This window comes from Altericista sp. CCNU0014 (assembly GCF_044923475.1).
Taxonomy (GTDB): Bacteria; Cyanobacteriota; Cyanobacteriia; order Thermosynechococcales; family Thermosynechococcaceae; genus JAAURS01.
The window spans coordinates 2996168-3022167 of record NZ_CP137338.1 but is presented as its reverse complement, the minus strand read 5'-3'; the positions used below and the strand labels follow the sequence as shown (position 1 = coordinate 3022167).

General features: G+C 52.5%; 23 protein-coding genes and 2 tRNA genes. 15 read left to right on the top strand and 10 right to left on the bottom strand.

What is annotated here, in order from left to right:
* Positions 1-129 precede the first annotated feature (129 nt).
* Complete coding sequence (locus tag R6H26_RS14645; protein WP_404783290.1) at positions 130-462, top strand: hypothetical protein; 333 nt, start codon at positions 130-132, stop codon at positions 460-462.
* Positions 459-1865 (top strand): hypothetical protein, encoded by a 1407-nt coding sequence (locus R6H26_RS14640; protein WP_404783288.1) that lies wholly within the window; start codon positions 459-461, stop codon positions 1863-1865. The genes R6H26_RS14645 and R6H26_RS14640 overlap by 4 nt, the downstream gene beginning before the upstream one ends.
* Here R6H26_RS14640 and R6H26_RS14635 read toward each other — a convergent pair.
* Both R6H26_RS14635 and R6H26_RS14630 read right to left on the bottom strand, forming a co-directional pair.
* Positions 1840-2754 carry a glycosyltransferase gene (locus tag R6H26_RS14635; RefSeq protein WP_404783286.1) on the bottom strand — a complete coding sequence of 305 codons (915 nt, stop codon included), beginning with the start codon at positions 2752-2754 and terminating at the stop codon, positions 1840-1842. The two genes, R6H26_RS14640 and R6H26_RS14635, sit on opposite strands and share 26 nt — an antisense overlap.
* A 42-nt stretch (positions 2755-2796) precedes the next feature.
* Positions 2797-3744: a glycosyltransferase family 2 protein gene (locus tag R6H26_RS14630; protein WP_404783285.1), complete on the bottom strand. Its 948-nt coding sequence runs from the start codon at positions 3742-3744 to the stop codon at positions 2797-2799.
* 232 nt (positions 3745-3976) lie between these two features.
* Between R6H26_RS14630 and R6H26_RS14625 the strand changes: the two genes are divergently transcribed.
* The 7 genes from R6H26_RS14625 to R6H26_RS14595 all read left to right on the top strand — a co-directional run bounded on the left by R6H26_RS14625 (position 3977) and on the right by R6H26_RS14595 (position 10513).
* Complete coding sequence (locus R6H26_RS14625; protein WP_404783283.1) at positions 3977-4324, top strand: multiprotein-bridging factor 1 family protein; 348 nt, start codon at positions 3977-3979, stop codon at positions 4322-4324.
* Between the two features lies 1 nt (position 4325).
* The gene (locus R6H26_RS14620) at positions 4326-4868 is read left to right on the top strand and encodes an RES family NAD+ phosphorylase (protein WP_404783281.1); all 543 of its coding nucleotides are present in this window, start codon (positions 4326-4328) and stop codon (positions 4866-4868) included.
* 87 nt (positions 4869-4955) lie between these two features.
* Positions 4956-6245: a type III PLP-dependent enzyme gene (locus R6H26_RS14615; RefSeq protein WP_404783279.1), complete on the top strand. Its 1290-nt coding sequence runs from the start codon at positions 4956-4958 to the stop codon at positions 6243-6245.
* Positions 6246-6305: 60 nt separating this feature from the next.
* On the top strand, positions 6306-6578 hold the full coding sequence (locus tag R6H26_RS14610; RefSeq protein WP_404783277.1) for a hypothetical protein: 273 nt from the start codon (positions 6306-6308) through the stop codon (positions 6576-6578).
* Between the two features lie 65 nt (positions 6579-6643).
* On the top strand, positions 6644-7570 hold the full coding sequence (locus tag R6H26_RS14605; protein ID WP_404783275.1) for a hypothetical protein: 927 nt from the start codon (positions 6644-6646) through the stop codon (positions 7568-7570).
* Positions 7571-7582: 12 nt separating this feature from the next.
* The gene (locus R6H26_RS14600) at positions 7583-8833 is read left to right on the top strand and encodes an ABC transporter ATP-binding protein (protein ID WP_404783273.1); all 1251 of its coding nucleotides are present in this window, start codon (positions 7583-7585) and stop codon (positions 8831-8833) included.
* Positions 8834-8869: 36 nt separating this feature from the next.
* Positions 8870-10513, top strand: coding sequence for a glycosyltransferase (locus R6H26_RS14595; protein ID WP_404783271.1), 1644 nt, complete (start codon positions 8870-8872; stop codon positions 10511-10513).
* Between the two features lie 57 nt (positions 10514-10570).
* Here the strand turns inward: R6H26_RS14595 and R6H26_RS14590 are convergent, their stop codons facing one another.
* A complete protein-coding gene (locus R6H26_RS14590; protein ID WP_404783269.1) occupies positions 10571-11959 on the bottom strand; it encodes a class I SAM-dependent methyltransferase in 1389 nt (462 codons plus the stop codon).
* Between the two features lie 335 nt (positions 11960-12294).
* Here R6H26_RS14590 and R6H26_RS14585 point away from each other — a divergent pair, with 335 nt between their 5' ends.
* Positions 12295-13524, top strand: coding sequence for a glycosyltransferase family 4 protein (locus tag R6H26_RS14585; protein WP_404783267.1), 1230 nt, complete (start codon positions 12295-12297; stop codon positions 13522-13524).
* Positions 13496-14326 (top strand): ABC transporter permease, encoded by an 831-nt coding sequence (locus R6H26_RS14580; RefSeq protein WP_404783265.1) that lies wholly within the window; start codon positions 13496-13498, stop codon positions 14324-14326. Before R6H26_RS14585 ends, R6H26_RS14580 begins: the two co-directional genes overlap by 29 nt.
* Here R6H26_RS14580 and R6H26_RS14575 read toward each other — a convergent pair.
* Entirely contained in the window at positions 14319-15248 is a 930-nt protein-coding gene (locus R6H26_RS14575; protein WP_404783264.1) for a glycosyltransferase family 2 protein, read from the bottom strand. The genes R6H26_RS14580 and R6H26_RS14575 overlap by 8 nt on opposite strands.
* A 183-nt stretch (positions 15249-15431) precedes the next feature.
* Here R6H26_RS14575 and R6H26_RS14570 point away from each other — a divergent pair, with 183 nt between their 5' ends.
* Positions 15432-16565, top strand: a complete 1134-nt coding sequence (locus R6H26_RS14570; RefSeq protein ID WP_404783262.1) for a glycosyltransferase family 4 protein — start codon at positions 15432-15434, stop codon at positions 16563-16565.
* Positions 16566-16589: 24 nt separating this feature from the next.
* Here R6H26_RS14570 and R6H26_RS14565 read toward each other — a convergent pair whose 3' ends face one another.
* The 4 genes from R6H26_RS14565 to R6H26_RS14550 all read right to left on the bottom strand — a co-directional run bounded on the left by R6H26_RS14565 (position 16590) and on the right by R6H26_RS14550 (position 22372).
* Positions 16590-19139 (bottom strand): hypothetical protein, encoded by a 2550-nt coding sequence (locus R6H26_RS14565; protein WP_404783260.1) that lies wholly within the window; start codon positions 19137-19139, stop codon positions 16590-16592.
* Positions 19140-19332: 193 nt separating this feature from the next.
* On the bottom strand, positions 19333-19860 hold the full coding sequence (locus R6H26_RS14560; protein ID WP_404783258.1) for a hypothetical protein: 528 nt from the start codon (positions 19858-19860) through the stop codon (positions 19333-19335).
* A gap of 442 nt (positions 19861-20302) precedes the next feature.
* Positions 20303-21586 carry a DNA cytosine methyltransferase gene (locus R6H26_RS14555; protein ID WP_404783256.1) on the bottom strand — a complete coding sequence of 428 codons (1284 nt, stop codon included), beginning with the start codon at positions 21584-21586 and terminating at the stop codon, positions 20303-20305.
* A gap of 90 nt (positions 21587-21676) precedes the next feature.
* On the bottom strand, positions 21677-22372 hold the full coding sequence (locus R6H26_RS14550; RefSeq protein WP_404783254.1) for an aldehyde oxygenase (deformylating): 696 nt from the start codon (positions 22370-22372) through the stop codon (positions 21677-21679).
* A gap of 791 nt (positions 22373-23163) precedes the next feature.
* Between R6H26_RS14550 and R6H26_RS14545 the strand changes: the two genes are divergently transcribed.
* Positions 23164-23355, top strand: coding sequence for a DUF2949 domain-containing protein (locus R6H26_RS14545; RefSeq protein WP_404783253.1), 192 nt, complete (start codon positions 23164-23166; stop codon positions 23353-23355).
* 21 nt (positions 23356-23376) lie between these two features.
* Here R6H26_RS14545 and R6H26_RS14540 read toward each other — a convergent pair whose 3' ends face one another.
* Both R6H26_RS14540 and R6H26_RS14535 read right to left on the bottom strand, forming a co-directional pair.
* On the bottom strand, positions 23377-24531 hold the full coding sequence (locus R6H26_RS14540) for a pyridoxal-phosphate-dependent aminotransferase family protein (RefSeq protein WP_404783252.1): 1155 nt from the start codon (positions 24529-24531) through the stop codon (positions 23377-23379).
* A 36-nt stretch (positions 24532-24567) separates the two neighbouring features.
* Positions 24568-25572: a type I glyceraldehyde-3-phosphate dehydrogenase gene (locus R6H26_RS14535; RefSeq protein WP_404783250.1), complete on the bottom strand. Its 1005-nt coding sequence runs from the start codon at positions 25570-25572 to the stop codon at positions 24568-24570.
* 266 nt (positions 25573-25838) lie between these two features.
* Between R6H26_RS14535 and R6H26_RS14530 the strand changes: the two genes are divergently transcribed.
* A tRNA-OTHER gene (locus R6H26_RS14530) sits at positions 25839-25909 on the top strand.
* 2 nt (positions 25910-25911) lie between these two features.
* Positions 25912-25984: transfer RNA gene (locus R6H26_RS14525), tRNA-Thr, on the top strand.
* The last annotated feature ends 16 nt before the right edge of the window (positions 25985-26000 follow it).

Sequence of the window (26000 nt, the reverse complement as noted above, 5' to 3'; positions counted from 1 at the left end):
CACTGTCGGACGATGCCATAATTTTAGCAGACTGTTTTCCTCACTTCGCACTCGAGCGACTCTCGCCTCAACCAGAGCCAATGGGGTTTGAGCGCGGGATGCATCGCCAGTATTAAACGTAAATTGTTGATGTTTCGGATACCGTCGCGTCTTGCTGTTGGACTGTGGATTGGCCTCTGCCTCTGCACGATTCTCATCGTGCCTATCGCTCGATGGAATCGGGTGACTACCCTTGATGCGGCCCAGACTCCGATTCAATTTGCGGTTTCGGATCGCCGTCTCAATCCCGTCGATGCGCGGCTGTTCGGCCACCTCCTAGAGCGCGCTAGCTTTGGCGAACCCGGCCCGGAAAGCGCCTTGATGCCCAACTCCGCTTGGCTTCAACCCCAAGCCGTAGCCCGGATGAAACAAATGAACATTCCCGTCATCCGTTTTCCGGGGGCACCGACGTCGAATACATGAATTGGCAAGACCTCATCGATAACGCGCCCGGTCGCGGCCAAAACCGTCCCGAATCCGTCGGCCATACGGGCCAATCGATCGCCAATCGATTTGGGCTGGACGAATATTTCCAACTGCGGGATGACCTCGGCAATCAAACCATCCTCGTGGTCAATTTCTTAGACGCAATCTCTCAAAAAGTGCCGCTCGCAGAGGCTGCCCGGAAGGCTGCGGGTTTGGTTGCTTACGCCAACGCTCCTTTGGGAAAACCGTTGCCCGAATCGATGCCGAATTGGCCTGAGATTCGCGCTCGAAACGGCCACCCCAGACCCTTCGGTGCGGACTACATTCAAATTGGCAATGAGTGGTGGGCCTATTTGGACAAAGCTCGGGTCGATGGCAATCTCAAGGATCCCAGCGCGCTAGCGGATTGGTTTTTAACCTGCTTGAGAACCTACATTCGGGAAATTCGGGCCGTCGATCCCGACGTACAGTTGATCGTTGACGGTAGAATCGGCCAGTCAATTGAGGCGATCGTGTTGGCCGATCCCGAGGTCCGAGCGCAGGTTAAATTTGCGGCGCTGCACTTGTACGCGCCCGGACCGATGGAAAACCTTCAGCGCAACGGTCAGCCCTTTGCATTCAAAAACCTCTCGGACGAGGATTGGTGGAAGGCATGGGCGGCAATGCCGGGGGTTTTCTCTGCGGCAGGGGAAAATATTGCCTTGGGCCAAGGCACCGACCTCGCTCGGTCCTTGGGGTATCGAGTTGCCGTCACGGAATGGAACTGGAATGGTTGGACGACGGCACAAACCAACCCAAAACCCAACATGAGCTGGTCTCTGGCATCCGGGATCGGTACTGCTGGATTTCTGAATGGGTTGATGCGTAGCGGCGATCGCATTGCCATAGCCTGTCAGTCGATGCTAGTGGGCGCAAACTGGAACATTACGAGCATTCGCATCGATCCCGAAGCAAAAGCGCCGCCTTACTTTTTACCCCAGGGTCAAATGACGATGTTCTACAGCCAGCATCACGGTCGGCATCGCCTCGCGGTTACATCGGGCACCCTCCCTCGCTATAACCAGCCCTTTTCGATGGGGTGGTCGCAGCGCCCGAGCTATCCCGTCGCCGACATCGATCTGGTGGCCACGGTTGACGATCGCGCGGTTTACGTTCATGCCATCAACCGCAGTTTCGCGACGGACTACCCCATTACGCTAAACCTTGAGGCTCTCCAAAACCTGACAGAGACCGCAACCCACTATGTCTGGAGTCGGCGATCGCGCGCTTGGCCCTTCCAGCCCGTTCCGCCAGAGATCGGACAGATTACCGCACAGGTCAAACCTCTATCTCGCCGTCAGCTGTCGGTCACCTTACCCAAGCAGTCTGCAAGTATTATTGAAATCCCTTTTCATCCCTGAATCCCTGCCAAAAGAACCCTAGGGTATTGGCAACTTGAGAGCAGAAAAACAGGAGCGTTAGCTGCACCTTGGTCCCGAGCGGACATTGCTTGAGGGGATAGAGCAACAGATCTAGATAAAAGGACAGCGATTCCACCGTCATTTTTCCCGCCCTCCGCTGCGCGCAAATTCGCCGAAAATGGAAAGCACCCTGACCGTACCTAAAATGTTGTCGCCAAAAGCTGCGTAACGTCATAGGGTGAGCGTGATGCACGCGGGCATCCGGGACGTAGTCCAAGACATAGCCCTGGTGGAGCCAGCGATCGCACAGTTCCCGATCTTCCCCCGCAGCCAGCGGAAACGAGCTGTCGAATCCGCCCAAGTCGAAAAACAGGCGCGCTGGCAGCGCGAGATTGTTAGAGGCAAAGAAGCGTGCCGATTTTGGATGGGCGTTGTAGTAGCGATAAAAATAATCCATCATCTCTTGGTGCGCCACGGCGTAGAGATTGTGGGGCAGCATATTCAGCGTTTGTCCCCCCAGCAAGCTATTGGGCGATCGGGCAAACTGACGAGCAAAGGCAGCGAGCCAGTCGGGGGTTGGGGTGCAGTCATCGTCCGTAAAGGCAATGTAGTCTCCCTTGGCAATCCTAGATCCGGTATTGCGAGCGGTGGCGGGACCCGCATTGGTCTGGTAAACAACCGTGAGCGGGAGTTGCGACTGAAATTCAGCAGTGACCGTCTCGAGCGGCACGGTGCTGCCATCGTCGACCACGATCGCCTCAAACCGATCGCTGGGGTAGCGAATCTGCGCGATGGATTGCAGGCAATGGCGCAGGCAATGCGGTCGGTTGTAGGTGGGAATGACAATTGAAATAAACGGCGTGTCGACCGCTGTAAAATCTGTACGCATTGCCTAGACTCGGGTCAGTTTGCAAAGAAAAGATCGGGCGCTTTAAAGATGAGATTGCGGGGTTAACTTCGCCCTCCATTTCCAAAGCCATCGCCCCACAGTCAAGCTCAAGAGTTTGCGATAGGTCAACAGCCAGGGAATCGGCCACAGGATCCCCCCATGGTCCTGTAAAAATCGAGTCCACTCTCCGACGGGCAAAAAGCGGTGCTGGAGATCGTTGCCATAGCTTAACCCTTTGGGATGCCGCAACTTTTGAACCAAAGTTGAGAAGCGCTCTATTGCATCAATCTCATTGCCTCGTTCGTGATGCTGGGGGCTGGTGCCCGCATACCCAGGGGCAAGCCAAACCGAATAGCCGAGTTGCTTTGCCCTGAAGCCATAGTCGAGATCTCCTAAGAAATGAGTAAAGGCTGCGTTGAAATTGCCCACCTTTTGATAGATCGCGCGGGGCACTAAAACGCAGTTGCCTGAAATCGTATCGCATTGTCTTGCTTCTGCCATGGGTTCGAGCAAACCAAACCGCAGGAGAAATTTGGGCCATCTTTGCCGGAATCCACCAGAAACCAAGACCTGCGATCGCGGATCGCGGGTAGCCCCAGAGATGGTTGCATCGGCAAAGCCCCTGACTTGGAGTGTCCTTGCCGTTTCTAGGAGTGTTTCTAGAGCGCTTTGGCTCAGGATGGTATCGTCATTGAGCCAGAGGTGGTAGTCGTAGGGCTGTCGAGCTGCTGCCGCAAAGGCCGCTCTCATTCCGCCGTTCCAAAATAAGGTGCCCGTTCCCGCCAGTACCTGGACCTGAGGGTATCGCACTCGGACCGCTTCCGCAGTTCCATCGGTGCTGCCATCGTCAACGAGGTAGACGGTCAAGCGAACATCCTCAGAAAAAGTTTGGCTCCACAAAGCAGCCAGAGCCTGCAGCGTCGTAGACCGGCGATTGTGAGATGTCATCAATACGGCAATGCGAACGGGCGTTACCATAAGCTCATCCATTGCCCGAGTGGGGGAACCCTTTCATTACATTTCACCAATTTTATTGAATTTTGACCGACTTTAGCCCAAAAAGGGTTTGCGACTCGTCCGGGTAACACTATTTCTCGACGATCGGGTAATGGGCGCGATCGCAAGGGGCCGAGTTTCTCCAAACAAAGGTTTTAAGCTAAAGTACGGACATTTGTCTAGACCACACGCTAGACTGAGTTTGTAGAGAGCAGTAGGCAATCTCATGTTTGCAACCGTCAGCTCGAGGTTAAATCCGATCGAGATTCGGCAAGGTTTAGCGCTGTCCCAAGAGCGACTGGGCGCGCTTTTGCGGATCAGTCCGAAAACAGTCAGCCGATGGGAGCGTGCCGAGCGACGGCCCACAGATGAGGATGTGCTGCGCAAGATGGCTAAGCTGAGGGAGATTGTGGATCTGGGGTCTAGGATTTACAGGCCGGAAGGCTTGAAAGAATTTCTCTCCACGCCCTTGCCGGTATTTGGGGGGCGATCTGGGTTGGATTTGATCGGACTGGGAGAGTTTGAACCCGTGATTGCAGCGTTAGCGGCTGACTTTGAAGGGACTGGCTTCTAGGATGTCTTTGCAATCTTTTGTCGAGCGTTGGTCTGGTCATGCCGTGCGACATTTGCCCGATACGCCTGACAGAATGAATGACATCTACGATTTCAGCTATTGCGGGAGAAGCACGGAAAATCGATGGAATGTTGCGGGAGAAGCTACGCTGTACCTGGCGAAGGAGAAGGACGTGGCGTTAGCGGAGTATGCCCGACATTTTCAGGTCAATCGTACGCCTGGGCTGGCCGCAAAAGTGTATCGGCGGAAGGTCTATCGATTTGAGGTAAAGCTGGACGAGGTGCTGGATTTAAGAAGGGCTTCGGTCTGGTCTGCGCTTTCGTTACAGAATGCCCCTGCTTGTTTTAAAGATAAAAACGTGGCGAGGGCGACTGCCACGTTCATTCGCAATACAATGGCAGTCCAGGCGATATTTGTGCCTTCTGCGGCTTTTTTAGACGATTTAGAGCAGTGGTGTTTGCTGTTGTTTTTAGAAAAACTACCTGCGGATGTCAGACAGGTTTTGCCCAGCGCGGTTGAGGATGGCTATTTTGAAATCTCTTGAATCGCGCGGAAATTTTACCCCAAAGGTCTACTTCGCTAGGGTCGGTCCAGCAGGTTCGGCATTTTTCATCCCTTAAAGGAGTTCGAGTTGGAGCGGGTACAGCGGCTCATTGCGGAATACTTCAACGGCTCAGATCGACACCTGCGCTTCGGGGGCGTGGCGATCGCCGATTTGGCCGACCAGTACGGCACCCCCTTCTACGCCTACGACCGTCAAGTCTTAGAGCAAACCTGGAGCCGTCTGCGCTGCGCCCTGCCGCCAGAATTTACCGTCTATTATTCTGTCAAAGCCAACCCCAATCAAAGAATCCTCCAGTTTTTCTTGAGTAAAGGGTGCGGCCTCGAGATTGCCTCCGTTGGGGAATTCGATCGCGCCCTGCGGGCCGGGTGCGCGCCCGCGCGGATTTTATTTGCGGGACCGGGGAAAACGGAAGCCGAACTCGAGCGAGTGTTGGAGCAGAACATCGGCGCCGTCCATATCGAGTCATTCCGGGAAATGGACCGGATCAGTGCCATCGCTCGAAGGCTGGGGCGATCGGCGCGGATTGCCCTGCGCGTCAACCCGACCGAAGAGGCCCAGGGCGGTGCGATGCGGATGGGCGGAAAACCTCTGCCCTTTGGCATCGATGAGGAATGTCTGGAAGCGGCATTGGACCGAGCAATCAGCGATCCGTTTCTGTCAGTCCGGGGAATTCACCTCTTTATCGGCACGCAGATTTTAGACCCTGCCATATTGCTCGCTCAGTATCGCAAGGGGATCGCGATCGCCCAGCGCGCCGCCGATCGCCTCCAAGCGCCCCTCCAAACCGTCGATTTTGGCGGCGGCCTGGGGATCCCCTATTTCCCTGGAGAGCAAAGCCTCAACCTCGAAGCGTTCCGCCAGGGCCTGGTTGAGTTGATGGCAGATGTCCGTTCCGATCCTCGATTGACGGGCACCCAGTTCATGGTCGAACCGGGGCGGTATTTAGTCGGGGAAGCGGGCATTTACGTCGTCCGAGTCAACGATATCAAATACTCTAGGGGCAAAAAATTTATCATCGTGGATGGAGGGCTGCACCACCATCTGACGGCATCGGGGAATTTAGGCCAGGTCATCAAACGCAATTACCCCGTGGCCATTCTCAATAAACTCAATGCCGAGGCTCGCGAAAGCGCGGACATCGTCGGTCCGCTCTGCACCCCCTTAGATGCCCTAGCCCGGAACGTCATGCTGCCCCCTGCGGAAGTGGGCGATTGGGTGGGGGTGTTTCAGTCGGGAGCTTATGCCCGCAGCGCTAGCCCGTTGGGGTTCCTCAGCCACCCGGCCCCGCCGGAAATCTGGGTGGAAGCCGGGAAATCCACCCTCCTCTGCCCGCGCGGGCAATACGACACGATTTAAGGCAAATTCTTGGCGAATTCTCAAAGTTGAGTAAGATAAGCAATATTTCGACTCGAACCCATGTCGCAAAAGATCCAAACCGATCTAGCCATCGCACAAACCGTTCTCGCCTTTATCCGGTCTCGCTATAGTGCGGCGCAGCAGCGATCGCTCGCGGCGGACGATTTGCTATTAGAGGGGGGCATTATCGACTCCATGGGATTCATCGACTTAATTGCATTTATCGAATCCGAATTCGAGATCGTGGTGGAGGGCGAAGATATGGTGCCCGAACACTTTCAGACGGTCAATAGTATTGCCCATTTGATTGAAATCAAACAAGCTTCCCGCTAACGGGAAAACAGAGGACGCGTTCGATCTAGGATTCAGCACTGTGCAAAGTTGAAGAGAACTCATCGATGGTGTCGCTCCAAAAAGTCAACACATCTATGTTCGATCGGGTCTATCCGCTGCTTCAGGAACTCGACCCGCAACTGAAGCAAAATTGCTGGCAGTTTATTTTCCAGCCTCCCTGGACTCCAGAAGAGGATTATTGCGGTTACGGACTGTTTGACGGCGATGTGGCGGTGGGCTTTGTCGGACTCATTTTCAGCCAACGCAAAATTGATGGCAAACTGGAGCGATTCTGCAATGTCACCAGTTGGATCGTGAAAGAGTCCTATCGGGGGCAGAGTATGTTGCTGATGTTTCCTCTCATGCAATTGAAAGACTACACCTTAACGGATTTAAGTGCCGAGCGAAAAATTTTTCCCTTGCTCGCGCGGATGGGGTTCAAACCGCTGGATACCAAAATCAAACTCTCGATTCCCATACCGCTTGCGCGCGATCGCCGTCTGGAAAAATCCGCGCGCATCGTTGCGGATGCCGCGCAAATTCGGACCTTACTGAACGGGGACGATCGACAGGTGTTTGAGGATCACCAGGGAATCGAAGACTGCCACCACCTGTTGGTGGATGCGGGCGATCGCCGCTGTCACGTCGTTTATACCCACAACCGCAAAGGTCGCATACCCTACTGCTATCTTCAGTTTGCAAGCGATCGCCAATTGTTTGCCGACTGCAGCCTGCTCTGCCGACGCTATATTGCCCGACAACACCGGACCCCATTTATTTTGGTGGACTCTCGGTTCGGCGATGCCTTGCCTTGGGCCTTCGACCTGCCGCTGCAATTTACGAAACTCTACAAATCCGAGCGGCTTCAGCCGCAGCAAATCGACAACTTGTACGCAGAATTGGTTTTATTGAACTTCAACCTCCTGCCAAGCGATCTGAAGACCGCCGTCAGAGCGCTTTTCCATCGGGCCGATCCCTATCCCGCGAGCTAAGAGGAGCGACCCGTGTCAGAAGTTGCCATTAAAGTCCGTGGGTTGGGAAAACGCTACGACCTGTTTCATCAAAGGCGCGGTGCCTATCTCACGCTGAGAGAGCAGATCCAGCAATCGCTCCAAGCCCCCTTTGTTAAATCCAACGACGCGCGGTTCTCAAATCGCGAGGTCTTTTGGGCCTTAAAAGACGTTTCCTTTGAAATCGAGCAAGGGGAAGTCATTGGTATTATCGGGCGCAACGGAGCGGGTAAATCGACGCTATTAAAGATTCTGAGCCGCATCACCGAACCCAGTGCGGGCCGCATTGAAATTGCCGGACGCGTGGCGAGCCTATTAGAAGTTGGAACTGGCTTTCATGGCGAGTTGACGGGGAGAGAGAATATTTTCCTCAACGGGGCAATTTTAGGGATGGGTCGCGCGGAAATAAACCGAAAATTTGAGGAAATCGTTGCTTTTGCAGAAGTAGAGCGGTTCTTGGATACGCCCGTCAAGCGATATTCTTCAGGGATGTACGTGCGATTGGCATTTGCCGTTGCAGCCCATCTCGAACCCGATATTTTGATTGTCGATGAAGTTTTAGCGGTGGGCGATGCCGCCTTTCAGAAAAAATGTCTGGGAAAAATGGGAGAAGTGGCCACCCAGGAAGCCCGAACGGTTTTGTTTGTCAGCCACAACATGTCGTCCATTCAAGCCCTGTGCCAGAGAACCTTTTGGTTTAATTCGGGTGCGTTGGTCGAGCGCGGCGACACGCAGTCCGTCGTGCGAGAATATCTCCAATCTACCTCGGCCCATCAGGAGACGCCCTTGGCCGAACGCCGCGATCGCGACGGGGACGGGAGCGTGAGATTGCTCTCAATTCGCATTGAAAGTACGGAGTCCACAGGAATGATTCGCTCCGGCAGTTGCCTCAAAATTACCCTGCGCTACCAAAGTCAAAAAACATTTGCCGAACCGCACTTTTTAATCAGCATTTACGACCACATCAGCAGCCGTGGGCTGTTTCGCCTCGACAGCCGCAGCAAGGAAGGACTGCCAACTCTGCTATCTGAGGAAGGTTCGATTACCTGCATAACCGAACCGATTCGGCTGACGCCGGGTCGATGCTTTGTCAACGTGAGGGTCAAGCGAGGGTTGGTGCTTGCGGACTACGTCCAGAGCGCGGCGTTCTTCGATGTAGAGGCCGAGAATATCGACGGCACGGCTCAATGTCCAGAACGGGATTGGGTCGTGACGGTCGTTCGGCATCGCTGGCTCGCACAATGATAGAGTTAGACACGATTCAGATCTAATGAGGTAGGAATGGGAGACAAGCCGCTTGTTTCTTGCATCGTCACCTTCCAAAATAGCGAGCCGTTTCTCAAAGAAGCGATCCAAAGTGTCTCGACCCAAACCTACGATCGCTGGGAACTCTTACTGATCGATCGTGGATCGACCGACGGTAGCGTCGCGATCGCGCGCGATTTTGCGAATCGCGATCCAGAAAAAATTCGCTATCTAGAACTTGCGAAGCATGAAACTTGCGGCATTGGGGCCTTGCGAAACTTCAGTATTCTCCACAGCCAAGGTCGATATATTGCATTTCTTCCGACGGACTCGGTATGGTTACCGCAAAAATTGGAGCAGCAGGTCGAAATTCTAGAAACGCATCCCGAGGCTGCGATGGCAGTCGGGCGAACTGAACTTTGGTTTAGTTGGACTAAAAAATCAGAGGATGTCGATCGCGATCGTTTTATAACCCTAGGCCGTAACCCAGACACGCTCGTACGGCCACCCGAGCTGTTGGCGCGCTTGCTCCAAGATGAGTTGTCCCTCGCGGCTGTCCGGAATGGGGTATTCCGACGAGAGGCTTACAATCGCGCAGGTGGATTTGACGAGACCGTCCGAGGTTTTTACGCAGACTCCATCTTCTACGCCTGCCTGTGTTGCCAATACCCGGTCTATATCTCGAATCGATGTTGGGACAGGTGCCGACAACACTTTATCCCTAGCCCGCAACCGACGACCGACGACCGCTATCAGCCAGAACGGGAACGCTTCTTGAACTCAATCGAGATCCATTTATCCAAACGAGGCGATCGCAAGACAGCCGCGTGGGACGCGCTTCAGCAACAACTGTGGCCCTATCGCCACCCTGGCTTAGATCGACTGAGAAAAACCCCGCAACTGCTCCAAAAAATAGCAAAAACGATCGAAGTCGGTCTTTTACCCGCTGCGCTGCGATATTGGTTGGGAGTGCGCTGGCACAGGCGCAAGATTCGCCCTTGGATCGGTTGGGTGCGCTTTGGAGCGCTGCGAAGATTGACCCCGATTAGCAATAACTTCGGTTTCGAACGAGGTCAGCCGCTAGATCGCTATTATATCGAGCAGTTTTTATCCAGTCAGTCTGGCGACATCCGAGGACGCGTTCTCGAAATTCGCGATCCGGGCTACACCTACAAATTTGGCGGGGATCGCGTCACTCAAAGCGATGTCTTAGATGCAGATGAAAATAACCCAACCGCAACCCTCATCGCCGATCTAACCCGTGCAGAACGAGTCGAATCCGATGTCTTTGACTGCATTATCCTAACCCAAACATTGCAATTTATTTACGACATTCAGTCTGCCCTCAAGACCCTTTACCGGATTCTCAAACCGGGAGGCGTGTTGTTGATGACCCTGCCCTCAATCAGCCAATTCGACCCGACCGATACGGGTCGATGGGGCGATTATTGGCGATTTACAACCTACTCTGCTCGTCGATTAGTGGCAGAATGTTTCCCTGGCGATCGCCTCGATGTCAAGGCTTACGGCAACGTGCTGACAGTCACAGCCTTTCTCTACGGCGTGGCGGCTGAAGAGCTCAGTCAGGCCGAGCTAGTTTATCAAGATCCCAAATACGAGTTATTGATTGCGGTCAGGGCAGTAAAACCAGAGTTGTTGCAACAATCATTGAACTCTTAGGCTATTCCCGAAACAAAAACTACCAAACATTCTGTTGTGCCGCAAGGCCTTGCGCCCCTACTTGCGGCACAACAGGATCCTGTCCGATGTCCTGTCCGATTGGAGATGAGAATGGACTTCATTCACGTGGCGAAACTGCTTTCTCAGGCAATCTGCAAAACTCTGTAGCGTATACCAGGAAGGACAATTCAATTTCTGTTGAGGGGCGATCGAATCTGCTGGGGAGCAAAACTCAACGAGCAGCCAGGACTTTGAAAAAGCAGCTAACGTTTCGCAAATCTGCTCGAAGTTGAGATGTTGCTCGAAGACCAACACGTCCACTATCCCCAGAGCGAGGACCATCTCGCAGGGTAACCGTTGAAGTGCGGGGGTGAGAACCTGGTTGCAAACCCCTTGTCCGGGCGAAGGATATCGAATATCCACCACCAGCGGTAGAATCGGCAAAGCCTTGTCGCGTGCGGCCCCATAACATTGAGCGACGTGTCTGTCATTACGGTCAACTGCAACAACGCGGCTCCCCAGAGAGGCTGCCAGTAAAGCGTACCAGCCCCGATGGCATCCGATATCTAGAACCGTTGAGGGGTGCAGATCGGTCAATACCCTGCGAACGATACGTTGCTTTGGCGTCCACGCACCCGAGGGCGGCAAAAGTGGATTGGGCTCGAGATCGATCTCTCGATCGGTCGATCCTTTCGGTAGTTGGATTCGCAACACTTCTCGTCTCAAGTGTTTGACCAGCTCGTATCCCTCAAGTTCGCGTATCAAACCTAACTTTACCAATACCTTCTTGCCAAAAATTTTCCCTCGTTTTAAGGGATGGTTAGGTGGGTTGTAGAGGCTAGGATATCCCATCAAAGCCGCAAATTCAGGGTGGATGGTATTGTGTTCGTAGTCAGCCAATAAGTGCCGAGCTAGATTTCCGTGGCCCCGCGCCATCAGTCTGAGGGGATAAATAAAGTAACTGTAGAAGTTATCTTTAAAGAACGACCAAGTGCGATTTCCATCGCGATCTGCATCCGAGATGGAACAAAAGTCCACGAAGACCGGACGGCAGTAATCGAACAACATATCCCAGGTGCTGACATCCCCCAGCGTCAGGTCGCGCTCGGCTAATGCAAGCATCATGTCTGTAATAAATAGCGCGGCATCCTTCAACATCTCCGAGCACCATTCATTGGCATAGGAGACAAAAGGAATGAGCCGATGTTTGAGGACCATCGCATAGCCCTCTAGTTTCAAATCGGTCAATTCTGTTTCGACCAGAAAACCTTTCTCGACGAGTTGGCAAATAATACCATCTGCAAACATTTGCCTGTAGAAATTTGCTTTGTCGCGAGTAATGCCGCGATAAAGCTCTCCTTGCCATCGAAAAACTCGGCCATCGCGATCGCAAAAAGAAGTGGGATGAAAGGCGATCTCGTGCGGGGGGATAACGAGAGACTCCATCAGCTCTCTCCATGCTTCAACTCTCGATCTTTGGCGACGACAATTATCCCCTTTCGGTTTAGAGATTTGCTCGCGCGATTCGTGTTTTCAACGTCGGCATCCCAAAAAAATCCCGAATTGATTGGCATTGGCAAGTTTTTTGAAAAAACTAATCCTTATCATAAAATTATAAAATAGATAATATAAATCCAAAGATGAGAACGACTCCGGCGGTGCCGATGGATGAAGATTAGCGCCCCCGAACCGCGCCCAGCACAACGGGGGCGGGCGTGATGTCTGCGAACCTTTTCAGATCGTCGAGCCTTGAAAACGCGCGCGTCCTCGTGGTGGCCAGAATGACATATCCGCCCATGGGCGGGGAATATTTGCGCAATTGGCAAACCATCAATATTCTGAGGCAGCTCGGCCCCGTTGCGGTGTTCTCGATCTCGGACCGCGCGCTCCGCCCACCCGAACTCGATGGCGTGGTACTCTGGCAGCACTACGATACGAGTCAAGACCGATCGCCGCGATCGCAGGTCGAGCGATTTGCCCAATGGGTGAGGCAGTGCGGGTTGACCTACTACTGCCCCTATCGCGCGGCTGCGGCCCGAGCTTTGGAAGAAACCGTCGATCGCTTCAAGCCCGATCTCGTCGTTCTAGAGCAGCTTTGGCTCATTCCCTACCTGGCCGTCCTGCAAAAGCGCCCCTGTCGCATTATTTACGATGCCCATAATGTCGAAGCGCCCCTGTATCGAGCGACGAAGTGCCAAGGGAGCGGACTGCGATCGCTGGTTCGCAATACCCTGCATCTTTCTCAAATCCGCCGGGACGAGCAAACGCTAACCCGCCAGACCAGTTGCGTTTGGGCGTGCAGCGATCGAGATCGCACCCAACTCCACCAACGCTATGGCGATACCTTTGTCTCTGCGGTCGTCGTCAACGGCGTGGACCCGGCATTTTATCGGGCGCTTCCCAGTGATGCCAATCGAGAGCTGGAAGGGGTTGAGACGGGGACCGCCACCCTCATTTTGACCGGGAACTTCGCCCACCTGCCCAACGCCCGAGCCGCCGAGATCTTGATTTCAGATCTGTACCCGAGGCTCAAACCCACCTACCCGCAGTTGCGGTTGCTGCTGGTGGGAAGACATCCCACCGCCGCGATGCAGGCAGCCGCTGGCCGCGACCCGAATATCGTCGTTACGGGGGAAGTGCCGGATGTCAGACCCTATTTAGCGATCGCCAGTGTTGCGATCGTGCCGTTGCAAGAGGGGAGCGGCACGCGCCTTAAAATCCTAGAAGCCTTTGCCGCAGGCTGTCCGGTCGTCAGCTCCACCAAAGGAGCCGAGGGATTAGCGGTCCGAGATGGGGAGCATCTTTTGATTCGAGACGGAATCGATGCCATGATGCAAGGAGTGCAGCTCCTGTGGGACGATCCCGCGCTCAAAGCCCAAATGCTGCAATCTGCTCGCCGCTGTCTGCAATCCGACTATTCTTGGGAGTCTGCTCGGGTGCAGGCTCAAACTGTACTACAGGCCCTATTTTCCGATGCCGAGTATGACACCGAAAAAAAAGCTCGTAATTGAAGCGGGTCGCGCGGACGGGCAGTATTGGCAAGACCTGTGGAACTACCGCGAATTGCTATATTTTTTGGCTTGGCGCGATATCATCGTGCGCTACAAACAAACTGTTTTTGGGGTTCTGTGGGCGCTGCTGCGGCCTTTTATCACCATGGTCGTGTTTACGATCGTGTTCGGTCGGCTTGCCAAGCTGGATGACATTTCGGGAGTTCCCTACCCAATCTTGGTCTGTGCGGCAATGCTCCCTTGGCAATTTTTTGCTAATGCTTTGCAAGAGTGCAGCAATAGTTTGATTGAAGACGCAAATTTAATTTCCAAAGTCTATTTTCCCCGTCTCATCATACCGATGAGCAGCGTCATCGTAAGCTTTATCGACTTTCTAATTTCCGGCGCGATCTTATTGGGGTTGATGGCTTGGTACGACTACGTTCCGAGTTGGCGGATTCTGACGCTACCGCTTTTCATCGGCGTCGCCTTTGTCGCTGCCATCGGCGGCGGGCTGTGGCTCTCGGCCTTGAACGTGAAATACCGCGATTTCCGCTATGTAGTGCCCTTTATCGTTCAAGTGGGGCTGTACGTCTCCCCCGTAGGCTTCAGTAGCGATATCGTCCCCGCGCGCTGGCGATTGCTTTACTCGATCAACCCGATGGTTGGGGTCATTGATGGATTTCGCTGGGCCATTCTCGGCAATGCTTCTCAGGTCTACTGGCCGGGATTTTTGCTATCCAATGGTTTGGCGATCTTCTTGTTACTTTGGAGTATTTGGTATTTTCGCAAAACAGAGCGAACCCTCGCCGATGTCATTTGACCGCTCGCGAACACCATGGCCACCGCTCCTGAAAATATTCTCTGAAGGCTCCTAGTTCCCACGCAAACCATTGCAGCGCGTAGTAAATTCTACGCTGAAGCGGAAGTTTGCGAGGCACTAAGAATTTCACAAAGATTGCAAAAAACGTTTTCAGGATCGCCGCACTGTGGGAGTACCAGCACCGCTCTTTCATAAAAGTTTTTCGGGCAGATCGTCCTTCAGAATAGGTCGATCTCAGCAGCCATTTCAGGTGCATTTTATAATCGGCAATCAGGTGGGAAACTTTCAAGTTGTGGACGTAAAAGATTTCAACCCCGCTGGCCTGAAGTCGCAGTAAAAAGTCAATTTCTTCCATGTAGGCCGTCTGGGTCCCGCTCATGCCGAGGCGTTCGTCGAAACCGCCGCATCGATCGAACAGATCTCGCGAGAACACCATATTCGAGCCTGGAATCCATTCCTCTACGAGGCGAATGGGATGGGTGGTATTGCCAAAACTCAACCGACCGTATTCGGGCGGGAACCAATCTGGAGGCTGGGTTTGGGTGTAGGCATCGTAGGGACCGCCGAATGCCTTAATCTCTGGATGCGCGGCAATAAACTCAAGCGCGATCTCCAGCCAGTCCGGCGCGGCGATCGCATCGTCGTCAATATAGGCAATATATCGGCCCAGTGCCGTTTGCCAACCCACATTGCGAGCGCAGCTCAACCCTTGTTTCGTAGCAGTCACGTAACGAAAATGCGGCTCTTTCGCGATATATTGCTGCGATATTTCAAACGTATTATCCGTAGAGTTGTTGTCAACGATCGCAACTTCAAACTGATTTCGATCTGCACTCTGAACCACTAAAGAATCCAAGCATTGCTTGAGAAGCTGCGCTCGATTGTAGGTACAAACAATGACAGAAACTAAAAGATCGCTCATGATTGAAGATTTCTGTAACGATAAATGTCTGACTCATACTCTAATTGGGCCAGATAACACCATCTTGGCCTGAAATACCGCAAATGAGGGCTTTTTACATTAGCATTCTCCTATGATCTACTGTAGCTGACCTGCTTTGCGCGATCGCTCGAGACAATCTGGACCTTTAGACGGCGGAAAAAGATGACATCTAAGAAAAAGCTGCTCTATCTCGCCGTTTGCGACCCCGACCTCCCCGTAACGGGCGTGACCGTCCGCATGGGCGCTTTCGTGAAGTACCTCGCTCGCGACTACGATATTACGCTGCTCCACATGGCAGGCAGCGGGCATGCGGTCGATCCCGATATCGAAGCGCGCTACTGCGATCGCCGCAATCGACTCGGCGTATCCCGCCGCATCCGCGTTCCCTTCTCGCAACTGGGCTATTTTCTCTTTAGCCCATCCCTGTACCGCCAAGCCGATCGCCTCCTGGCCTCCGAGGACTTCGATTATTTGCTACTGGATTACGGATTGGCTGCGGTTTACGGCCTCCTGCTGGCCAAACGCCATCAAATTCCGATCGTTTATTGCTCCAGCAATATCGAGTACCGCATGTACTGGGAAATGGGCCAACGCGACCCGCGCCGTTTGGTGCTGACGCCCTACGTTTATTGGGCAGAGCGCGGCATTTGCCAGCAGGCCAGCTTAGTCACCACGGTTTCCGAGCGCGACCGTCAGGTCTACGCGCAGTGGCTGCCCGGCGATCGCATTCTCGCCATCCCCCAAGGCTTCGAACCGGAATCGGTAAATCCGTTTTACGATCCGCCGCCGCCATCGCCGCCGATTGTCTTGTTCGTGGGCAGTTTCAAAGATCGCAATAACGTCCGAGCGGCCAGAACGATCGTTCGCGACATCGCGCCCAAAGTGGCTCGGGCCTACCCGGACGTAAAATTTCAGTTTGTTGGCGCCAGTCCCCCCAGCGATCTCCAGGCCCCCAACATCGAACTCGCTGGCTTTGTGGACGACTTGCATCCCTACTGGCAGCGGGCGAATCTCGTCATCGCACCCATGCCCTTCGCCCACGGTATTTCGACCAAAGTCGTTTCCGGACTGGCCTTTGGCAAAACCGTCCTCACAACGCCTCAAATTGCCGCCGCCATGCCCCGCACTTACCCGCATCTCCATGCAGTCCCGCTAGAGACCTTTCCCGAGCGGATTGTCGAGTTATTGGCTGCGGGGCAATCGCTCAATACGGCGGAATTCAAGACGCTTTGCCAAGATTTTGCTTGGCCGGATTTAATGGCTCGCTTGCGCGGCAATATCGAGAAATATTGTTAGCGTACCTGCATTCGCGGCGATCGATTACGCTTTAGCTTTGAATGGGTTTGAGGGCGAGCCAAAGCTAAAAAGCACCTGAAACTTATCCTCAGTGGCATTCAGCGCGTTATTAAATGCATCAGATCCAAAATCAAAGGTCGCTCGATTCCAAGAAAAGCTGAGAGTCGGAGCATTTGGAGTAGGATTCAGCTTGAGCGAAGCCAAAATGCCATAGTTGGTAACCCCGCGCTGGGGCACGAAATAGCCTGAAAGACTGCCGCGTCCTGCTAAATCGACGCTGAGGTTGATGCCCGTTCCGTTGGGCACAGAAGAGGGCAAAACATCAAAAAATTGAGTGATGCCCGCTGAAAAAGGGCCGATGCGTCCCGTCAGGCCGACAGACACGAAATTATCGACGGGATTGCTATACAGTCCATTGCCAGCATCTTTAATCCGATCGAAGACATAGCGAAAGCTCCCAAACAGCGACAGACTGGACGATGGGCTAAATCTAAACACTTTTTCGATGCGGCTTTCAGCTTTACTGAAGTAGTCTCGATCTGGATTGACGTAACCGATCAGACTCGTGCTGAGGCGCAGATCTTTTTGCAGATCGTGGGAGTAGTCAACGCCTAGATACGCTTTAGGAACGGGAGAGGCAATAAAACCGCCATAGTAACGAATCACTCTGTTGGGCTCGGTCGTGTTTCCCGTTAAGCTGATGTGGGGATAGTAGGTCACGCTCTCGACAAGCTTGCTGGTCGTGATTCGATTGACATCGGTTTCGAAAAAGGTGAAGTAACCTTGGGTGTAATAATTCGATAAATTTGATGATGCGATCGCTCGAACGGTGTTGTCGAGATTGACCAGGGAGAGCACTGACAATGGGGTACCTGTCGTCCCAGCGCCGCCTTCCGCACCCACTGCGGATGTAATTCGCGAGGGAGCGAGCACCGCATAGCGAGACGCGATCGAAAAAACCCGATCGGCAACCGGGGAAAGGCCCAGCCAGAGGCTGTTAAATACGGCTCCTGGTTCCTGTTTTTGACTCCGTTGCGGGTGCTTGGATTCGCCGTAGCCAGCTTGATAGATGACAAAGCTTCTTTCGGGAAGACGCGTATTATTTGCGGAGAAAATTAAGCTTTGATTCAGGTTTGTAACGGCAGATCGATCGGGATCGCCCTTCAGCTTTGGCACCACATCAGGTAGGAGTTGAGCAGCCCCTTGAATTAAAGTATTAGCTGGGAAATTTCGATCGAATAGAATTTCTGTTACTCCGTGGAGAGTACGACCTAAAACAGCCTTTTTAGCATTGGATTTATACACTTGGCGCACGCGATACAAGCCTAAAGTGTAGGTATTGCTTAAGTCTTCAAATCGGTTTAGAGCAGATCGATTGCCTTGAGCGTTTCCCTCAAATGCTCCCGTATTTGGGAAAAACAAATCTAGGCCGACAACTTGCTCGTCCGCACCAATGCTTTGAAAACCAGGCTGGGCTAAAATCCTTAACGTTTCTGGCGAAACAACATCTCCAAAGGATCCTGCCTGAAAAATGCGCGTGGTTTGGAGCGTGTCAGGATCGATACTGCTGCGATCGCTCGTTAGAGCAGGCGTAAGACTGCATTGCGCGTTGGGGTCGGGGACGTTAAACCGTCCCGCAGCGCTACAAGATCCTGTAAAGCTGAGTTGGAACTGCAGGCCGTTGACGGTTTGTGGGTCGATGCGCGTAATGGTTATCTCTCGGCGTTTGGGCACTGTCTTTAGCTGTACATACAGTCCTGTTTGATCCGAGGTAAAGATATTGTCTCGCGAAATACTCTGTTTTATTTGGCTTTTTACTGCATATAAACCGCCGATTAAAAAATTTTCGTTGACTCCATTGCCAAACTTATAGCCCGTGCTAAACTCCCCTTCCGTCAAATGGGAAACTAGCGTTCCATTGAGGGGCACTGCCGTAAAAAACGGTGGAAGCCGCTCCTTAGCAATAATTTGAGGGATTCTCTTGTACTGTGCGTTTGCTTTTAAGACAAGTTCAGACGCCTCAACCGAAAACTGTACGTCTTCTAGTCGTACTTTATCTTGCGAAAAGGAGCTAGGTTCAATGGAGAAGTCAGGACTAATTTTGAAGGATTCTGCAGGTGACGGCAAAACAAATTCTACCGGGATAAAGGATGGCTCAATTTCAATCGGTTTCGATGGTTGAGTGGGAACCTGTGGTGGGAGGGATGGCGGTGTTGTGTTGCTGCTTGATTTACCCTCAATCTCTTCTGCGGCTACTGCTAAGTTTGTTTGGAGCGATACACGATCGAGCGATACATTATGGCTGATGTAGGCTTCTGAACTGTCGCGAACGCCTCGGCGCCCAGAATCTGAGATACCTTGTTGCTCCGATTCAGAATTGAGGAGGACGAGATCTGCCGCTTGCTGAGAAATAGGATTAGAAGTTTCTTCCCTCGCGCCGATATCTAGGTTTACAGGCAATAATGTGGTATCAGCCTGTTGCGATGTTTTTTGAAGCGGTTCGGCTCGGACGGCAAGGCCTTCTAAAAGAACTTCAGCGGACAGAAAAACAGAGAGGGTCCAAAAGAGTTTCATAGCCTATTTGCGCTTGACATAACCTAAGGTCTGGCTTGCTATGTTAATTTGAGCTGCAAAACAGGTTAGGCAAATGAAATGCTTTGCCTAACCTGCCTTAAGTTCTTGGGTCAGCACAAACCAACCTATTGGTTCAGGTGTAACCCGCGCCAATAAGTTAATTCAGTTCAAAATTTAGATAACCTTATGTTTGCTAGGGAAGAAGGCCCAACCCAGACGTCAACCCATTCAAATTAAAGGTGTTTGCTTGCGCCGTGCCTACGCTCGCAGGATCCTCTCCGGTCGTGTAGATGGATGGTCCCCCGTAGTAAAAGTACCCGCCTGAGTTATAGCTGAGGCCGCCCGCACTACCAACCGCAAAGGCTTTAACATTTGTTACAGGCTGATACGTAGAAGTATTGGTAGAAGTATTGGTGGAAGTATTGGTGGAAGGACCACAGTAATAAAATCCACATCCTCCATTTTCATAGGAAGAGTTGGATGAGCCAGAAAAGTTAGATGAGGTGGAGGTTAGTACGCTGGTGTAGTTCAACTCTGCTCCGGCGGCGGCAGAGGTTTTCCCAATACCCGCACCGACAGCAATATCGGTAACTTTTCCAGATGAATCGAGGTGAAATGCGGCAGCGGCGGCAATACCACCTTCTCCTGCTCGGGCAGCAGGCATCATGCCTAGAGCGCCGATCGCAGCGATCGCCACGACGAACGAAAGTTGAGTTTTCATGGAGTTTGTATGTACCTCTTTACGGACGAATTCCTATCATTCGATCTGCAGTTCGACGACGAAAAACACTTTGCACTTTATTGAACGGCAATCGACACAAAGTATTAGGACAGTTTCATTCTAATTGGCAACGATCTGCGAACTTGCGAAAACACGCCGTTCAAGTCAGGCAGCTAGCCTTGCGATGGCTGGAAGCGCGCGCGATCGTCATTTAGATCTAGAAGGAAACTCCCCCATGCAAAGTATAGGTTTACAACTCTACGATAGGAAGAAATATTAATGCATCTTTATCTAGAACTCATCAATATTTTTCTTTTTCAAAAGACAAATCGAATTAATATGTCCGCCTGCGTGAGGTTGATTTTTTTTTCTTGTACCCTATGGTTTGAGCGTTCGATTTTGTCGGTAAGGGATTTGAAGAGACTTCAATTTTTGCGAAGCGCTAGCGCGACGAAAGTCGTTCGCGTCGGCCAATCGGCACTTCAATATCCCAATACCGCGCAGCTTGAGACATATCCATTTCGAGGAGTGCAGGATCTCCTAACTTTAGGAGGTTCTGAGGCTGCATCGGCTCGACGCCCATCGCTTCTAGCAGCTTTGCTGCCACGTGGCGGACAAGGGGCGGCGGAACCGAATTTCCAACTTGTCTCGCCCCGTGCCATTTTGTATGCTGCAATCTAAACCAATCGGGGAAGCCATGCAGGCGTGCCATCTCGCGCACGGTAATGCAGCGCGGTTTCTCGTAGTGGATGGGACGAGGGCTGGTAAACGCGCCTCGGGCAGAATCGGTGCCCGCGCGGAGCGTATTTGCAACGCCCCCTGCTGAGAGCTTAAAGAATCTGGAGATGGGTTCGGTCTGGCCCGGAAGCGTTTGGGCAAAACGACGGCGAGAAATTTCGGAATGGTTGGTGCGAAGGCTAGAGGTCAACAGCTTAGAATCCCACTGTCTGAGGTAGCCAAAATGCCACGCACTTTCTTCCAGACACCGCATTTCGCGGGCATAGGCGGTATCGGGTTGCCGCCATTTACGAAGTAGCGCGCGATCGCGCTTTAACAACTCATCCAATCCCTCAGGATCGGGCAAGTCGCTCAGGGCATCGTAGCAAGAGGGGCCTTCGGGCAATTCGAGCGCTGAGAATTTAGCGACCCCAGCGGGTCTTGTGATGGGGTCGGGGTACTCCGGCAACGGTAAACCTTGCCGCGCTCCCATTAAAATCAACCGCTCCCGATTTTGAGGCACACCAAAAAATGAGGCATTGAGGACTTTCCACGGCAACAGCACCCGATAGCCGCGCGCGTCAAACGCAGCGATCAGCTCTTCTAGAAACAGCCGATGTTTGCCGACCGTCAGCCCTTTCACGTTCTCGAATGCAAAATAGGAAGCATCTAGTTCGCTGACGATGCGTACGAACTCTCGCACCAAGGCATTTCGAGGATCTTCTAAGGCTCGTTGGCCTATTAACGAAAAGCCTTGGCAGGGCGCGCCACCAAACACCACATCGACGGGGCGATCGCCAATGCCAGCCGCTTGCCGGATACTGTCGCCCGATAGCTTTGCCACAGACTGAGGTAAAACCGCACAATTCGGGAAATTAAATGCGTGCACTGCGGCATGGACGGGGTCTACTTCTACCGCCGCGACCACATCAAATCCAGCCTGTTCGAAGCCTAAGCTGAGCCCCCCCGCACCTGCAAATAGATCGATTCCGATGGGTCTTTGGGACATGCTGAACTCGCGTTTTGCTAAATTACACCAAAAAACACGCCGCTAGGACGTGTTTTTTGGATTTCGCTGGGTTGGCGTGAAGCCAGTCGCCTAGGCGGCAACCAAACCGTAGGCAGACATCTTCATAATGTCGCGGGTGGTAAAGCCAATATTGCTGAGGGCTTCACCGTACTGGATCATGAAGTCCTCGACGAGGGCTTCTTTTTCCATGTTTAAGACTTTCGCATCCTTTTCAACTTCGTTCAGCATCCGCCAGACAATCGGCAAGTTTTGACGGTTGGCCGCTTCCACCTCTTCCTTGACAGACTCAAAGTTTTCTTGGAGCCATACTTCGCCAAAGTTAAGGTGGCTGTACTCGTCCTTGACGACGCCCTCGGTAATCTTGCGAGCGAAGTCGTCCGCGACCGGAATGTAGATGTTGTAGGCGGCGATCGCAAAACACTCAATGATCAGCGACTGAATCACCAGGCATGCAGCCACCTTGTTGTCGGCAGCAGCCTCCTGGAAATTTTGATGCAGGCTGGCAAAAAATTGACGGGCAAACTCCAAGTCTGGCGTAACGCTTAGGTTTCGAGCGCAAGCTTCAAACCCCTTTCGATGCCGAGCCTCCATCTTAGAGAGACGCAATAAATCATCTTTGCGATCGGGCAGCATCTCCGCTAGACGGATGTAGTTTTCGTGAGCTTCCTGCTCGCCTTCAATTACGATTCCATTGATTCGGCTATAGGCGTCACGGTAAGTGTCACTGTGAAAATCGGTTTCCGGGCTAGCTTGGAGCTGGGGCATATCTTCTAAATCTCCTAGTTATTCTATAAAGTCTATGGACGACATCGACAAAATTTATGTTTTTAAGTCACCCCATTACGAGCCTTCTACAGTTTACTGCACTCTCCAGAACCATAAGCAATTTCCTTCTCCAGATCGCGTAAATGCCCTCAAAGCTAAGCATTTTCAATGCTTTTACAGATGTTTGCGGTCGCAAAAGCGTTCGTTTTTAATAACGGGATGCCCGTTCTGGATCGAGAATACCCATTTTTTACCGCAGGTCGTTCAGAAGAAATTCCGCAGGCAAGCTTTGTCACCTTTCTAAAGACTTACTTAAGTAGCCTTTAAGTTCCGTTTGACCGTGCTATCGTCTATGGACTGGTGTGATACTTTTCAAAGTTTGACGCATACAAGTTTTTAAATAGGACAGAGAGCCTCTAAGCCTCAATCTCTACACGCGAAGTATTTTAGTTCGTAGCAGGATCTCAGGTAAAGGCAAAAAGTCTACTAGATACCTAGGAATGACTATCTGTCTGCCTTGAGGAGTGTTTTTACCGCGTCATAGGAACGGAAATAAGTTGCAAGCTCAATTGCAATTTTCTTTTTCTGCATTTTGACCCAGACGAAATTGCTCGTTTGACTTGATATCGCGTCCCGCTGTCCGCCTTTGCGCAGAGTTAAATTCAGTATTTTTATGGATGTCGCATTCGTAAATGTGCTGTTAAATCAGTTACATAGATCGAACGAGGGGGAGTCAAGCAAGTCAGCCATTTTGGTGGCCTTGCGGCATCAAATTATTGGGGGTAAAGGTTATGGGTGCTACCACGCAAAATCGATTGCTGAAGTTTCTCAAGGACGAGCTGCTGCTTCCCAGCGATTCTATTGACCTAGCGGTGCGTCATTACGAACAAAGTTCGGGTTCGCTGCCCATTATTTTGTGGCACTATGGTTTGATTACGCTAGATCAGCTCAGCAGTATTTATGACTGGCTAGAAACGATTTAATGGGTTGCAAACTGTTTGAATTCAGGTGGCAAGGTTTTGAGTAGCTGCGCTAATGCCTGCGCCTGGCGCAAAGGAGTTGTAGCCCAACGCCGCGAGGGATGCTTCTAGCGCAGAAATAACGGTCAAAATATCGCGATCGTTCGTAAATCCCAGATGACCGATCCTGACGATTTTTCCTTCAAGGCTATCTTGTCCGCCTGCTAGCGCAATATCGAAATGCTTGCGGAGGTGCGATCTTAACGTTTCTGCCGCAACGGGTTGCGTCGTCACTGCCGTAACCGCAGGACTTGCCGCAGCATCGTCTCCAGCGTACAAAGATAGCCCCAACGCCCGAACTGCTTCTCGAATCGCGGTTTTATGCCGGGAGTGACGCGCAAAAATAGCGTCCAAGCCTTCTTCTTGCATCATCTGAAGGGCAACTTGAAGGCCAAAAATGAGGTTGATGGCGGGGGTAAAGGGAGTGGTATGGTGGGCTGCTTCGGCTCTGTATTTTCCCAGATCCAAGTAAAACTTAGGCAGTTTTGCCGTCTCGTAAGCTTTCCATGCCTTCGGGCTAACTGCAATAAAGCCCAGTCCGGGCGGCATCATGTAGCCCTTTTGCGATGCGGAAGCAACAACATCCAGACCCCACGCATCCATCGGGACGGATGTTGCCCCTAGGCTGGTCACGGCATCTACGATGCTCAAAGCGGTACCGTGCGCTTTAATATGGCGACTCAGAGTTTCTAAATCGTTAATAACGCCCGTTGAGGTTTCGCTGTGGGTGACAATGACGGCTTTGACGCGTTTGGCGGTATCGGCTTCCAATGCCCTGCGGACGGCTTCCGGGTCCAGGGCTTTGCCCCAGGGGCCGTGAATGCGCTCTGCGTCTAGACCGTAGGCATCGCACATATCGGCCCAGCGTTCGGCAAACTTACCGTTGCAGCAAACCAAGACGCGATCGCCCGGACTCAGGAAGTTCACGATGCCCGCTTCCATCGTGCCCGTGCCGCTTGCCGTCAGCACCAACACGTCGTTGGCGGTTTGATGCAGCCATTTCAGGTCTTCTAGAACCCGAGCCAAGATCGTGCTGAAATCGGCGCTGCGATGTCCCATCGGGTGTCGCCCCAACGCCGAAAGCACCGATTCCGGAACGGGGGTAGGTCCCGGAATCATCAGCACGAGCTTATCTTTCATGGCTGCATTTTGTGTTTGTCGAGCAATGGCGTCGGTTTACCACTTAGAGACAACGTGCTCGGTCAGGTCGAGTACCCGTTGGCTGTAGCCCCACTCATTGTCGTACCAAGCGACGACCTTGATCATGTGACCGCCCATCACCATGGTTAGAGCTGCATCGACGATAGACGAGCAAGGATGACCTTTATAGTCGCTAGAAACGAGTTCGATGTCGCTGAAGTGCAGAATTCCCTTCATGGAGCCTGCTGCTGCTTTTTTGAGGGTTTCGTTGACCTGTTCGGCAATGGTAGATTTTTCGACTTGAGCGACAAAGTCTACCACTGAAACGTTGGGGGTTGGCACGCGCAGCGCAATACCGTTTAGCTTGCCAGCCAGGGAAGGAATGACGAGACCGACAGCTTTAGCCGCTCCCGTTGAAGTCGGGACAATATTGACCGCAGCGGCCCGCGCGCGACGGAGATCGCGGTGACTTGCATCTAAGATGCGTTGGTCGCCGGTGTAGCTGTGGGTGGTGGTCATCATCCCTTGCAAAATGCCGAACTCTTCGTGGAGCACTTTGACAATGGGTGCTAGGCAGTTGGTCGTGCAGCTCGCGTTGCTGATAATGTTATCGGTCGGTTTGTAGTCGTGGTGGTTGACGCCTACGACGTACATGGGCACCGCACCTTTGCCAGGTGCAGTAATGACCACTTTCTTGGCTCCCGCATTGATATGCTTGCCCGCACCTTCTGGAGAGATAAAGACGCCAGTCGCCTCAATGACGATATCGATGTTCCAGTCTCGCCAAGGTAGGTTTTCTGGGTTGCGGTCGGAGACGCATTTTACAACGTGACCGTTGGCCGTTATGGAGTTGTCGTCTGCGCTAATCTCGGCATCCAAGACGCCCAGCATGGAGTCATAGCGGAGAAGGTGGGCGTTGGTTCTGGGGTCGGAGGTGTCATTGATCGCAACGATCTCAATATTGCTGCTTGGTCGCTGCAGCCAGCACCGCATGAAATTACGTCCGATGCGCCCAAACCCATTGATCGCTACTCTAATCACTGCGTCCTATCCTCTTTTTTATAACTCACTCAGTCAGTCATGACCCCAACGATCATATCTTAGAAGGTGCTTCTCAATGAAGGGGTTTCATAGTTAAATCTGAACGACTTTACGAACAGTCGCAGACAAATTCATTGGGGTGTGCTATCTTCGTGCGTTGGAGCAGGCCGATTTACAATGCAGCGGTTCAGGTTCTGTAACCCTGACTGGCGCACGCGAGCATTTGCCTTTGTGCGTACCGCAACGTGTTTTGGTTTAGATCCATCGTTTGATTAGCTCAGCGGTAGAGCAGCCGAGGTTCATCGGTCGGTCGTGGGTTCGAGTCCTACATCAAACTCCCGGAAGTTAGCTCATTGGGTAGAGCATCAGACTTGTAATCTGACTGTAACAGGTTCGAATCCTGTACTTTCTCACAAACCCCGCCCTGG